Source organism: Cutibacterium modestum, assembly GCF_008326345.1.
Lineage (GTDB): Bacteria > Actinomycetota > Actinomycetes > Propionibacteriales > Propionibacteriaceae > Cutibacterium > Cutibacterium modestum.
Genome location: NZ_BJEN01000003.1, coordinates 313371 through 327090 on the forward strand (window position 1 = coordinate 313371; position 13720 = coordinate 327090).

9 protein-coding genes are annotated in these 13720 nt (G+C 60.9%); 6 read left to right on the top strand and 3 right to left on the bottom strand.

Translation table 11 applies throughout. From position 1 onward, the window contains the following. Position 1: 1 nt before the first annotated feature. On the top strand, positions 2 to 2545 hold the full coding sequence (gene pepN / locus F1563_RS09755) for an aminopeptidase N (protein WP_007434110.1): 2544 nt from the start codon (positions 2 to 4) through the stop codon (positions 2543 to 2545). 20 nt (positions 2546 to 2565) lie between these two features. Here pepN and F1563_RS09760 read toward each other — a convergent pair whose 3' ends face one another. After that, on the bottom strand, positions 2566 to 3912 hold the full coding sequence (locus F1563_RS09760) for an MFS transporter (protein ID WP_007434109.1): 1347 nt from the start codon (positions 3910 to 3912) through the stop codon (positions 2566 to 2568). 93 nt (positions 3913 to 4005) lie between these two features. Between F1563_RS09760 and purL the strand changes: the two genes are divergently transcribed. After that, positions 4006 to 6264: a phosphoribosylformylglycinamidine synthase subunit PurL gene (gene purL / locus F1563_RS09765; RefSeq protein ID WP_002527956.1), complete on the top strand. Its 2259-nt coding sequence runs from the start codon at positions 4006 to 4008 to the stop codon at positions 6262 to 6264. A gap of 130 nt (positions 6265 to 6394) precedes the next feature. Beyond that, positions 6395 to 6661 carry a hypothetical protein gene (locus F1563_RS09770; RefSeq protein WP_002527955.1) on the top strand — a complete coding sequence of 89 codons (267 nt, stop codon included), beginning with the start codon at positions 6395 to 6397 and terminating at the stop codon, positions 6659 to 6661. A 385-nt stretch (positions 6662 to 7046) separates the two neighbouring features. Here the strand turns inward: F1563_RS09770 and F1563_RS09775 are convergent, their stop codons facing one another. Together F1563_RS09775 and pabB are read right to left on the bottom strand one after the other, a co-directional pair. Next, positions 7047 to 7280, bottom strand: coding sequence for a Txe/YoeB family addiction module toxin (locus F1563_RS09775; RefSeq protein ID WP_002527953.1), 234 nt, complete (start codon positions 7278 to 7280; stop codon positions 7047 to 7049). 183 nt (positions 7281 to 7463) lie between these two features. Further along, positions 7464 to 9554 carry an aminodeoxychorismate synthase component I gene (gene pabB, locus F1563_RS09780; protein WP_149302674.1) on the bottom strand — a complete coding sequence of 697 codons (2091 nt, stop codon included), beginning with the start codon at positions 9552 to 9554 and terminating at the stop codon, positions 7464 to 7466. A 157-nt stretch (positions 9555 to 9711) separates the two neighbouring features. On the opposite strand from pabB, the gene F1563_RS09785 reads away from it, so the two are divergent. The 3 genes from F1563_RS09785 to F1563_RS09795 are packed head-to-tail and all read left to right on the top strand — an operon-like array spanning position 9712 to position 13600. Continuing rightward, complete coding sequence (locus tag F1563_RS09785; protein ID WP_007434105.1) at positions 9712 to 12051, top strand: nitric-oxide reductase large subunit; 2340 nt, start codon at positions 9712 to 9714, stop codon at positions 12049 to 12051. Next, entirely contained in the window at positions 12048 to 12836 is a 789-nt protein-coding gene (locus F1563_RS09790; RefSeq protein WP_007434104.1) for a hypothetical protein, read from the top strand. The genes F1563_RS09785 and F1563_RS09790 overlap by 4 nt, the downstream gene beginning before the upstream one ends. Next, entirely contained in the window at positions 12833 to 13600 is a 768-nt protein-coding gene (locus F1563_RS09795; protein ID WP_002527949.1) for a slipin family protein, read from the top strand. Before F1563_RS09790 ends, F1563_RS09795 begins: the two co-directional genes overlap by 4 nt. The last annotated feature ends 120 nt before the right edge of the window (positions 13601 to 13720 follow it).

The following is a 13720-nucleotide window of genomic DNA, read 5'->3' on the forward strand; positions in this document are numbered from 1 at the left end:
TGTGAGTTCGACGAATTTGACCCGTGAGGAAGCCCGTCACCGGTCTGAAATCATCAAGGTCGAGAGGTACCACGTCCGTATCGACGTACGTGGTGCTGACGCGGATGGCGCCACCCACTTCACCTCCAACACCAGGGTGCGGTTTTCCACCAAGGAACCCGACACCTTCCTGGACCTGCTCGACGGCGAGATCGAATCGGTCATTGTCAACGACGAGGAAATCGAGCCGGAGTACGACGGATCGCGTATTCAGCTCCACCGACTCCACACTCACCGCAAGAATCTCGTCATCGTCACCGCCAAGCTGCCCTATCAGCACACTGGGCAGGGCCTGCACCGCTTCGTCGATCCGGCCGACGGCAAGGTGTACCTCTACACTCACTTCGAAGCCGCCGACTCTCGCCGGGTGTACTCAGTGTTCGAGCAGCCCGACCTCAAAGCCCACGTCGACTTTGACGTCATCGCCCCGAGCGGCTGGCGGGTCGCCTCCAACCAGGTTCACGAGGACATTCGGGAGGAGGAAAATGGCCTCCTACACGACTTCGCCCTCACCCCGAGAATGTCTACCTATCTCACCGCCATTGCCGCGGGACCCTACGTGCGCTTCGATGATGAGTGGCATTCTCGGGACGGTTCCGAGTCGATTCCACTGGGCATCTTGGCTCGCGCCTCGCTCGCCGAATACGTCGACCACGAAGAGATCTTCAAGATCACCAAACAGGGGTTGACCTTCTACCACCGTGCCTTTGATTACCCCTACCCATGGGGCAAGTACGACCAGATCTTCGTGCCGGAATACAACCTTGGCGCTATGGAGAATCCGGGCCTGGTGACCTTCACCGAGAACTACATCCATCGCGGCCCGGCGACCAGGTCTGAGCTTGCAGGGCGCACCAACACCATCCTCCACGAGATGGCTCACATGTGGTTTGGCGACCTCGTCACCCCCAAATGGTGGGACGATCTGTGGCTCAAGGAGTCCTTCGCCGAGTACATGGGCGCCCACGCCTCAGTTGCTGGCACCGAATACCGCGAGGCGTGGACGAATTTCGCCGTCGGCCGCAAGGCTTGGGCCTATACCGCCGACCAGCAGTCGACGACGCACCCGATCGTCGCTGACATCGTCGATCTAGAGGCCGCCCGTCAGAACTTCGACGGCATCACCTACGCCAAAGGTGCCTCGGTGCTCAAGCAGCTGGTGGCCCATGTCGGCGTCGAGCAGTTCTTTGGCGCAGCCCGCCGCTATTTTCGTGAATTGGCCTTCTCGTCGGCCACCCTTGACGACCTCATCCGTTACCTGGAAAAAGCGTCCGGACGCGATCTGAGCTCCTGGGTCGACGCATGGCTCAAGACCACTGGTCCTGACGTTCTGCTACCTGAACTCACCATCCGTGACGGCGTCGTTTCCGAGCTGGCCGTGGTGTGCGATTCAGTTGACGCCCGCACCGGCCGCAACGTCAATCGTCCCCACACCCTGCGCGTCGGCCTGTACTCTCTGCGCGGTGACGATCTGGTGCGTGCCGACCTCGTCGACCTCACCATCTCCTCCCCACGCGCGCCGGTGCGTGAGGCTGCTGGCAAGCCGGCCCCCGACCTCATCCTCATCAACGACGACGACCTCACCTACGCCAAGGCGCGTCTCGGTGCCACTGGCACAAAGACCGCTCTTTCCCACTTGTCGGGCCTGGCCGAGCCATTGGCTCGCGCCCTGGTTTGGTCGATGCTATGGAACTGCGTGCGCGACGCCAAGCTCAAGGTGCAAAATTACCTCGACGCGGCTGCCTTGCACAGCCCCAAGGAGACCGAACCGGCTATCCTCGCCACCGTGTTGCAGCAGCTACAAATGGCCGTCGAGAACTACCTGCCTGACTCTACCCGTGAAGATGCACGTCGCGCCGAAGCAGCCCGGGCTTGGCGAGGACTCGACGTGTCTGAGCCTGGCAGCGACCTCCAGCGTATTTGGGCGCGTCACGCCTTGGCCTTGTCGGCAGCCGATCCAGATTCGGTCGAGAGGACTCGAGGTCTGCTCGATGGCGATGTCACCGGCTTGGTCGTCGATCCGGAGATGAGATGGCAGTCCTGGATGGCACTGGCTGCTCTGGGGCGGGCCAGCGCCGAAGACCTTGATGCTGAGCTAGAGCGTGACCGCACCAAGACCGGCGTCGCCCATCACATGGCTGCCCTCACCGCCCGTCCCGACGATGTCGCCAAGCAGGAGGCCTATCGCCGCCTACGGACCCCGGGAGAACTGTCCAATGAGCACTGTCTGGCTTATATCGACGGTCTGCGAACCCCGTTGGGTGTCGAGACCTTTGCCGATCTCAATAGCTCCTATTTCGATGATCTCGAGCAGATCTGGCAGGAGTTCCCGATCGAGATGGCTCAGCGGTTGGTCGTCGGGTTATTCCCCGACGGTGATGTTGCCGAGATTGCTGATCGTTGGTTGGCAAGTCACCAGTCGGCCACTGGTGGTCTGACTCGAATGGTCAAGGAGCGCCGCGATGCGGCATCTCGTGCCGAGACCGCCCGTGACTTCAATAACTGAGTAACGCTGAGGCGGGTTGTTCAGCGGCGATGCTGTTTGGCAACCCGCCACTGGCGCGCCAGCGCCTCGCGCCAGGTGGGTACCGTCACGCCGTTGTCGGCCATGATCCGATACAGCCGACGCTGGTTGATTTCCAACCCGATCAACCCGATGGCGAAGAAGATGAGCTGAGTTGACATCGCCCAGCGGAACGCGCTGAGGGTGTATCGGCTGCCGGGGCACAGGACGTCGAGTAGTAAGCCGATAATCTCGATCTCTAAAAGACCGAAAAAGAAGCCGCCCGTAATAGCCACGCCTGTGGCGGTGGCCAACCGGCTGCCTGGCTGGAAAGTGCGGGCCACGTCGAAGCCAACGTTTCCGCCTGGAAGTGAGATGCCCAGGCAGATGATGAGGAGGAAAAGCATCCACAGCGGGGCGGGCCCCGGCCACACCAGGACGATCAGCCACGCCAGAGCAGAAGCGGTGATCATTCCTTCGATAAGGGTGCCACGACGAATAGGGTGGCGGCTGGTGAGGATGCCCGCTGTTGGTCCGGCAATGGCATTGGCGATGACGTAGACGGTCATGAGGGTCGATGCGGTGGCCGTCGAGCGTCCCTCAGCATGGGTGAGGTAAGGCATACCCCACATCAGCGAGAACACGATACCGGAGAAATTCGACGACATATGCGCCCAAAATGCCAGCCGCGTCGAGGGATGTTTGACAACCTCGACGACCTGGTGGGGGAGTTGCTTAACATTGGCGTCAGTGCGTTCCGGCTCCACTCCGGGCGGAGCGTCACGGATGAAGAGAACTGTCAATGCGGCCGCTACCGCAGCACCACCGGCTGCCAGGAGGTAGGTGGAACGCCATCCACTGCTGTTCACCATGGCCACAAGGCTTACCGCCGAGACGACTTGTCCGAACTGGCCCAGCAAACCGGTGAGTTGGATTACCAGAGGGATCTGTTTAGCAGAGAACCACGCTGATACTAGCCGTACCGCGGCACCAAAAATGAAGGCGTCGCCGCAACCGACGAGGATGCGAGCCAGCACTGCTCCGCTGACGCTCCCGGCGAGTGCCATGACGACCTGCCCGATGGCCATGACAATTGATCCGGCGGTGATGACGACCCTCGATCCCAATCGGTCGACGGTGATGCCGGCTGGAATCTGGAGCACGGCGTAGACCGCTAGCTGCAGCACCATGAAGGTGGCGACGACGGAGGCGGGGGCGTTGAAATGGTCGGCTGCCGTCAGCCCCATGACGCCCAGCGAGGTCCGCTGCATGACCGCGAACCCGTATGCAACCACGGCGGTAATCCACACCACCCATGTCATGGCGACGCGACGACGAGGGTTCAATGTGGTGGTACGCACTTGGCTCATGGTAAGACGTTCTGCCGCCGCGATGTGCCCTCAGGGGGGGCTTGCATCTTGGTCGAGGCGGCAATGACGCTACTCAACGGCTAGATTTGTCCTGTGGCAGACACAGTGGAGAACGCCGTCAGCACCCCCGACGTCGAGCAGCCCTGGGCTGAGTTGGGGTTGTCCGCCGACGAGTACCAGCGCATCCGGGAGATCCTGGGACGCCGCCCGACCGGCGGCGAGCTCGCCATGTACTCGGTGATGTGGTCAGAGCACTGCTCCTACAAGTCATCGAAGAAGTACCTTCGTCGATTCGGTGACCTTCCTCAGCAGACGCCGCTCGGCCCGTTGCTTGCTGGCATCGGAGACAACGCCGGTGTCGTTGATATCGGCAACGGATTAGCCGTCACCTTTAAGGCGGAGTCTCATAACCACCCCTCGTACGTCGAGCCTCACCAGGGTGCGGCTACCGGGGTCGGCGGCATCGTTCGCGACATCATGGCGATGGGAGCCCGCCCGGTCGGTGTCATGAATGCTTTGGCCTTCGGGCCACTGGACGCTCCGGATACTGCGCGTGTGCTGCCTGGTGCGGTCTCCGGGATCGCCGATTATGGCAACTGCCTTGGCTTGCCGACGATTGGCGGCCAGACCCTCTTTGACCCCACCTATTACGGCAATCCGCTCGTCAACGCCCTGTGCGTCGGGGTACTGCGTCACGAAGACTTGCAGTTCGCCAAGGCCTCAGGCGTGGGTAATCTCGTTGTTCTCTTCGGTGCGGCTACTGGCGGTGACGGTATTGGGGGTGCGTCGATTCTCGCCTCGGAGTCGTTCGCCGCAGGGGGTGAGTCGAAGCGACCCAGCGTCCAAGTGGGCGACCCCTTTATGGAGAAGCTGCTCATCGAGTGCACCCTTGACCTCTTTAACGCCGGGGTAGTTGAGGCTCTGCAAGATTTCGGGGCGGCCGGTATCTCCTGTGCCACTTCCGAGCTGGCTAGTGCTGGCGACGGTGGTATGCACGTCGAGCTCGACCGCGTCCCGCTGCGCGACCCGAACCTCGCTCCCGAGGAGATCCTCATGAGTGAGTCCCAGGAGCGGATGGCCGCAGTGGTGTGCCCCGATCAGCTTGACCGCTTTATGGAAATCTGCGCCCACTGGGGCGTTGCTGCCACCGTCATTGGTGAGGTCACTGACACTGGCCGCCTTCACATCGACTGGCATGGTGAGCGGATTGTTGACGTCGATCCACGGACGGTTGCTCACGACGGCCCGGTCCTCGACATGCCGGCCGCGCGCCCGTGGTGGATCGACGAGCTCAACGGGAACGACGCTAATGCGTTGCCGCGTGATAACTCCGGTGAAGGTCTTGCTGGGGCGCTGCTGGCCCTCGTTGGGTCTGCCCAGCTGTGCGACCGGTCCTGGATCACCGACCAGTACGACCGGTTCGTGCGTGGCAATACTGTGCTCGCCCAACCAAATGATGCCGGCATGATTCGCGTTGATGAGGAGACGGACCTCGGCATCGCGCTATCCCTGGACGCTAACGGTAGGCAAACCACCCTTAACCCGTACCTGGGTGCTCAGCTTGCTTTGTGCGAGGCCTACCGGAATGTGGCCGTCACGGGTGCCACCCCGGTGGCCGTCACGGACTGCCTCAACTACGGTTCGCCCTACGACCCCGACGTCATGTGGCAATTCGACGAGACCATCCTTGGTCTGGTTGACGGCTGCCGCGAGCTCGGCGTTCCCGTGACGGGCGGCAACGTCTCCTTGCACAACCGCACTGGAGACGAGTCGATTCGTCCAACTCCGCTAGTTGGCGTCCTCGGCGTTATTGACGATGTGCATCGTCGCATTCCGTCGGCCTTCGCCCACGACGGCGACGCCGTTGTGCTGCTGGGAACGACGAAGTGCGAGTTCGGTGGATCGGTCTACGAGGACGTCATCCACGCTGGCCACCTGGGCGGTATGCCCCCGATGCCTCATCTGGATGCCGAGAAGGCTCTGGCTGCGGTAATGGTGGAAGCGTCAAAGCGCGGTCTGCTTTCTAGCGCTCACGACCTATCCGATGGCGGCCTGGCCCAGGCGCTTGTGGAGAGTTGCCTGCAAGGGGGACTTGGCGTGTCGGTGAGTCTGCCTGAGGGTGAACCGTCGGTGATGTTGTTCTCCGAGAGTCCTGCTCGGGCCATCGTCTCGCTGTCCGGTGCGGACTATCGCGAGTTCAAGGAGCTGTGCCAGGAGCACGGCGTGCCGGTCGCGCGTATTGGCGAGGTCATCGATCACGGTGAGTTCGAGGTCAATGGTCTGTTTAGCCTCCCTTGTGAGGAGATCGAGCGAGCCTGGCGCAGGCCGATTCCGGGTGCAATGGGGGAATGATCAGAAAGAAGCCACCATTCGATGGCTGCGCAGAGACTGTAACTCGCCGGGTACAAGGACAAAGCCCTCATCCCGGCCGCGACTGGCAAATGCGGGTATACCTGGCCCGTCTAATCCACGCTATTGCGAGATGCATACGTTCGTTATGGATGAGACGACGTGGTGCAGGCTAAGCGCCCTCTTGTCGAAGATGGTTATTTTCTGGCTAAAAGTGGAGGGTTACCTCATCGCTTACGAGGCTGACATTGTGCGTGGGCTCGTGGTCGGCCTCAAAGGCTATTCCCAGCCCGTCACCAGCGAAGCCCGGGGCGGAGCCATCTTACCCGTTGCACTTGTCGCGCTACGCCAATATCTGGAAACCCCGGGCTCGAGGCCAGCTCATGGTGGAATACGCTGAGGCGTGATTTCATGAATATCCATATCCTGACGCGCGCACGGAGTTCTCTAGCATACGGCGGTGCGCGAGACGATCAGAATGACTGCGATTTTCGGTGAGATCACGTTGGCCCCGCTAGTACAGACTGCGGAGGGGACGCAACGCTTTATATTGCCTATCGGAAGGGTCTGGGCGACGTGGGGGAGAACCTACCCGAGGAGTTTTCCGACACCGCTGCCGCAGTCGTCAGCGTCATCGATCCTGTTCTCGATAGGTTAGACGACGGGGCTGTAGGCACCCCGTCGAACGGAGTTGGATGATGGGACACGTCGTAGCGTCAGGATCTAGAAAAGATTCTCCCGTCGCTCGTGTTAATGGCCATGGTGGCCATGTGCGCTCCGTTTGGTCACCTACCGTAGCGATAACGGCAACGTGTGATGCGGGTCGCCTGACTGACGACCTTGTAGACCAGACGGTGCTCATCGGTGATGCGGCGTGAAAAATATCCCCAAAGACCATGTTTGAAAGCTTCTGGCTTGCCGATACCTTCATTGCCATTGCGCGCGATGTTCCCGATGAGCATGGTGATCCGCTTGAGAGCCCGGTGGCCGTCAGCCTGCCACCGCCGCAGCCCTCCCACGCCATGTCATCCCACACCAGGGTGGCCACGATCAGTCCTCTACCAGGTCGTGGCGGGCGCCTTCATCGCTTTCCAGGTGGACTCGCATCAAGGAGACGGCGGGCGTTGGCGAGGGATTCCGTATAGCTGAGCGTTTTTATGACGCACCTCCGGTACGGAAAAGTGCACGCTGCTGGGACCTCTCTAGGCTAGTGAGACATCCTGTACCGCCTCCATTAACGCATCCAACGGCGCTGCCGCCTTGAGGTTTTTCTCGCGCCACTCGTCATCGGGTTCGGACGCGGCAACGATCGCGCCACCGGCGCCGACCGTCACCTTCGACCCCGCCAAGATCAACGTTCGGATCACGATGCTGAGGTCGGCGGTGCGATCGAACCCGAGATACCCCAGTATTCCCGAGTAGATTCCCCGGGCGCCGGCCTCCAGGCCGTCCAGGATCTCTACGGACCGCTCCTTGGGTGCTCCGGTCATCGACCCACCAGGAAAGGTCGCTCGCAGCACGTCGACGAGACCGACGTCTTCGCGCAGCTGCCCGCGCACCGTAGTCACCATCTGATGCACCGTCGCATATGACTCGATCGCCATCAGGTGTGGCACCTCAACCGTACCGGGATTACACACCCGGGACAGGTCATTGCGCACCAGATCAGCGATCATGAGATTCTCGGCACGGTTTTTCGCGTCTGTTCGCAGATCGACGACCCGCTGGGCGTCCCCAACCGGATCACCACACCGGGCGATCGTCCCCTTGATCGGTTTGGATTCAACGATGCCGTCGCGCACCGTCAGGAACCGTTCCGGGGAGGATGAGCACACCTCTACACGCGGGCTGGTGAACCGAAGGTAGGCCCCGTAGGGAGCCGGATTTCGACGCCGCAGCGCCCGGTACAGCTGCCAGCCGTCCACGTCGCACTCGGAGGTCCAGGTGTCGGTGAGACAGGCCTCGTACGAGTCCCCGCATGCCAGCGCCTGCTGGATTGCCAAGATCCGGTCCCGGTAGCCCCCTCGGCTGAGCCGCCACGACCCGACGGGCGCGCTCATCGGCGGAGTGGATGGCTCGTCAGGTTCTCGTCGAGCCACTAACGCCGCTGCTAACGTGTCCAGCAGATCAGCGGCTTCGTCACGGCGTGGCGTTTTGCGGTCCACCAAGGCCAGCAGATGGGCACGCTGCTGGTAGTGGTCGTACGCAATCCAGCTTGCCGGACGCAGCCACATGGCATCGGGTAGTTCGCTGCGGTGCGCATTCGGGCCCAAGGTCAACGCCTTGCACTCATAGCCTAAGAAGCCGACGTAGCCGCCGGTGAACGGGATATCACCTAGCTTTGGTCTCGTTGCCCCTTTCGCAAGACGGCGTGCCAGAAAACCCAGCACATCTCCGGGCTTGGATCGCCCATTGACTATCAACGTATTCGTGTTGAGGTCGTAACTGACGACTTCTGACGCCGATCCCGCCGTCGTGCCCATCATGCTCCAACGACCAGCGTCACCGCGGGTGACTGCCGAGTCCAACCAAAAGGCGTCGACGTCACGAGCCAGTTTGGCGAAGGTAGCTCCCGCGTCGAGGTCGATACTGACGTCGCGGTGGCATATTTCCCATCGCGCAGGGGTCCGAAAGCTTGTGCGTGACGGGGGATAACCTGGTTTGCGATTTTTTGACACTACGTCGCGGTTTTCAGACATCGTGTTGCATTGTGGGTGGCTGATCGCCAGAAAGTTGGCGACCAGCTGGGCGCCTACCTGCGTCATCACCGACTCCGGGTGGAACTGCACACCCCAGTGCGGCCGATCGGCCACCTCGAACGCCATGATGGTGCCATCCTCAGCGCGAGCGTGCTCAAAAGTGTCATCGCTCAGTGCTGACAGGCACAGTGAGTGATAACGAGTGGCCTCGAAGTCCTGTGGCAATCCGGCGAAGATCCCTTGTCCGGAGTGATGAATCCGGCTAACGATGCCGTGGTGGGGTCGGATGGTCTCCAACTGGGCACCGTGACGCAGCCCGAGGCCCTGGTGGCCAAGGCATACCCCAAGTAGGGGGAGCTCGCTGGAGGCATCGATTATCCGGTCAGCAATGTTGAAATCTTTGTTGTTGAGCGGGGTGCCAGGGCCTGGCCCGATGACCACATGATCGAATTCGCCGTCAGCCAGCCGGTGGAGGATTCCCTCACGCTTGACCTCCTCGGGTCGGACCACCACTGGCGCGACACCGCTAGTCTCGGCCAGCAGGTGCGCGAGGTTGAAGGTGAAGGAATCGTGGTTGTCGACCAGCAGGATCACGGGCCCTCCTCGGTGACATCCGCTGCGGTGCAAGAGCGCTAGCACTAAGGATAGAGGCCGCTACCCGAGACGGCCTGTTGGAATTGTGCCGAGAGTGTGGAAGACGCACTAGCCGTTTATTGACGACTGTATCGTCAATAAACGATACTCTTACGCCATGGGCAATGGAGGCAAGAGCCCAAAGGGGCTTCGTCGTCGACCGATGGTCGTCAGTAAGGGGTGGGTGCAAGGCATCGCCCTCGTGATGATCCTGGGATTCACGGTGATGGGCATTCTCGCTTATCACACATATAACGACTCCATACCTATACCTGACAAAGTTGTCTCCACCACCGGGGAGGTGCTGTTCACCCATGATGACATCGTTGCCGGGCAGGAAACCTTCAACAACAGAGGCCTTATGGAGTATGGGTCCATCGTCGGTCACGGCGGGTATCTTGGGCCCGATTTCACCGCCGACTACTTGCGCCGTGCCGCGACATTCACCTTGGACGCTCGAATCAAGGCAAGGGAAAGCCAACCGCACCAGGAAAATATCAAGGACTGGCGTACTAACCGCTACGATTCCCGCACCGGCGTGCTCGTCCTGTCACGTCAGCAGACTGCCGCGTACCACCATCTCGTCTCCCACTACACGACATATTTCGGGAGGAACTCGCACAACCTTGGTCTCCTGGCCCACGACATTAAGGACCCGGCACAAGCCAAGCAACTGACCGATTTCTTCGCATGGACCGCGTGGGGCTCAGCTGCGGATCGGCCCGGGCATAGCTATTCGTACACGAACAACTGGCCGGCAGATCCGACTGTGGCGAACCGTCCAACGGCGGACATGGTCGTCTGGTCGGCGCTCTCCCTCATCGTCCTCATCGGCGGTACCGGAGTCATGTTCGCGATCTACGGACGGTGGAGCAGGAACATCGGATGGCACGAGTCGGAGACTCCGTCACTGAACTTCATCCGTCCCAGCCAGGTCGGGCTCACCAAGTCACAGCGCGCCACGGCATGGTTTTTCTTCGTCATCGCCGCACTCTTCCTCGTGCAGACTTTTGTCGGTGCGGCCGCCGAACACTACCGGGCTGACATCTCGAGTTTCTTTGGGTTCAATCTGGCCTCATGGTTGCCGTACAACCTTGCCCGCACCTGGCACGTCCAGCTGGCGTTGTTCTGGACGGCCGCTGCTTTCCTCGCAGGTGGCATCTTTCTAGCTCCCTTCGTCTCGGGCAAGGAGCCCAAGAGGCAGCACGTGCTCACCTACGTCCTGCTCGGGGCGGTGGCTTTCGTTGTGTTCGGTTCTCTCGCCAGTGAGGCCCTGTCGGTGTACGGAGTCTCATGGGCCAAGGGGCCGGTCTTCGGTGAACAGTGGGAATACCTCGACTTGCCGAGGATGTTCCAGTTACTCCTCACCCTTGGCATGTTCCTGTGGGTGTTCATCATTTGGCGTGCCATGCGCGCCCGAATGAAAACTGAGTCCGTTGGCAACATGCCGTGGGTGTTTTTCTTCTCGGCGTTATCGATCCCGATGTTCTATGCCGTGGGTCTCCTCGCCGGCACACATACCCAGCTGTCAGTGGCCGAGTTTTGGCGCTTCTGGGTGGTTCATCTGTGGGTTGAGGATTTCCTTGAACTCTTCACCACTGTCATGGTCGCATACATATTCGTCATGCTCGGCGTCGTTCGCGAGAAGGTGGCGTTAGGTGTCATCTACATGGATGTCATCCTGTACTCGGCTGGCGGTGTGCTCGGCACCATGCACCACCTGTACTTCTCGGGCACTCCGAGTGCTCATATGGCTATCGGCGCCTTCTTCTCGGCTGCGGAGGTCATCCCACTGACGTTCCTTACGGTCGAGGCCTGGGGGTTCATGCAGCTCGGAGCCCGGCGTGAGTCACGGTCGTCAACTCCGTTCCCCCACCGTTGGACCGTGATGTTCCTTGTCGTGGTCGGGTTCTGGAACTTCCTCGGTGCCGGGGTCTTTGGCTTCCTCATCAACTTGCCAATCGTGTCCTACTACGAGATTGGCACCACTTTGACCGCCAACCACGCCCACGGAGCCATGATGGGTGTCTACGGGATGATGGCCATGGCCTTGGCGATGTTCGCGTTGAGATACCTCATACCCGAGGACAGATGGAACGACAAGCTTGCCAAGATTTCGTTCTGGTGCACGAATATTGGCTTGGCCTGGATGGTCTTCGTCACCTTGTTGCCGCTCGGCATCCTGCAACTGTACCGGTCAGTAGGCGCTGGGTATTTTGAGGCCCGGCAGCTCAACTACGTCACCGAGCACCGTAACGTCGTCCTCGAGTGGCTTCGTATGCCCGGTGACCTTGTCTTCATTATCGGCGGGGTGTTGCCGTTCTTGTGGATGGCCTTCCAAGGACTAATACATCACCGAGAGGGCAGGACCTCCGACACGTTGCCGGTAGAACGCCTCTTCGTCGAGCCCACCGCGGACGATCGTGAGTACGCGTGGTCGTCGGAGGAGTCGAAGTGAACACATCGTCCCAGGTGATCCTCACCTGCTGCTATTCCATGCTCCTGCTCATCGTTGCCTGGCTGCTGGACGTGCTGGGACGTCACGGCTCCCGGATGAGTCGGGAGTGGAAGACGACGAACTTCGTCTACCACAACGATCGGGATGGATGGAAGTGCCACGAGGACCACTGGCTGTGGCCTGCGAGTTTTGACCCACAGAAGCGGGTCGTGAGATATCGCGGTCAGCATGAGATCTGCGGCAGGTGCCCCGTCAAGGACACCTGCTCGCCGACAGTGCCCGCGCGAGAGGTAACTATGCCTATTGACCCGTGGCCATATTCTGAGGCTGGGCTGTTCCATCGCGGCATGACGGTGTGTGCCATGGTCGCGGCGCTGGCCCTGCCGGTCGGCATGTTTTTCGTAGCACGGTCGGTGGCGGAGGTCGTCGCTCTCGTGGCGACCATCGCCATCGTCTGTCTGGCTCTCGTACCCACCGCTGCGTCCATGCGTCATCGTCCGGTGGATATCCCGGAGGGGTTACCGCTGGAAACATCAGTATCGGATACCGGGATGGCGCAGGAGGACGGCCGTGTCCGGGTCTTCGGCGTTCATGGGCAAGCGACGACCGACCGAGCAGGTGATGAGGCCGATCGCCTCATTGCGCGATACGGGTCCCGCTGGAGATCCGGACGCACCCGGTATCGCTCGGTCGAGCAGGCAGCTGTGGCCAAGGCTGAAGCACGGAGCGTGCTTGACCAGGACAGGTATTACCGCGGCGTCGACGTCAGCAGGAGCAGGGCATGAGTGATCTCGAATGGGCCTTCACGACGATCGCGATCGTCATCCTCATCATCGGGTTCCTGGTGTCGAGCTTCAAGATCATCCCCGAATATGAGCGCGGCGTCGTCTTCCGGTTTGGCAAACTGCGGGGTCTGCACGGGGCCGGGCTCGTGTTTATCTTCCCCGGTCTCGACAAGCTGCATAGGGTCGACCAACGCACCGTGACCCTGACGATCCCGCCGCAGGAGATCATTACCCGGGACAACGTGCCGGCTCGTGTCAATGCTGTCGTCTTGTTCAATGTGACGGATCCCATGAGCGCCGTCATGAACGTGGAGAACTACGCGGTCGCGACGAGCCAGATCGCTCAGACGACGTTGCGAAGCGTCCTGGGCCGAGCAGATCTCGATACCCTCCTCGCCCATCGCGAGGACCTCAATAGGGACCTCCGCGAGATCATTGAAGTGCAGACAGGCCCTTGGGGTGTGGAGGTGTCCGTCGTAGAGATTAAAGACGTGGAAATCCCGGAGGCGATGCAGCGGGCCATGGCGCGCGAGGCAGAGGCAGAGCGTGAGCGACGGGCCAAGGTGATCAGCGCGCGGGGTGAGATGCAGGCCTCGGGAGAACTGCGGCAGGCTGCCGACGAGCTTTCGAAGAGTCCGGCATCCTTGCAGCTGCGATACTTGCAGACGCTTCTAGAACTGGGAGCCGATCAGAACTCGACGGTGGTGTTCCCACTGCCTATTGACGTCCTTGCCCCCCTCATCCGCAAATATCACGGGGATTGACCGATGGTGGCCTGACCGTCGGGTTGGTTGGGCCTCAATCTGCTTCCATGAGCATCTCGACTGCCTGAGGCATAGAGCAGCCCGAGCACGCCACCACCTCACAATCCGACGAGCCGTCAC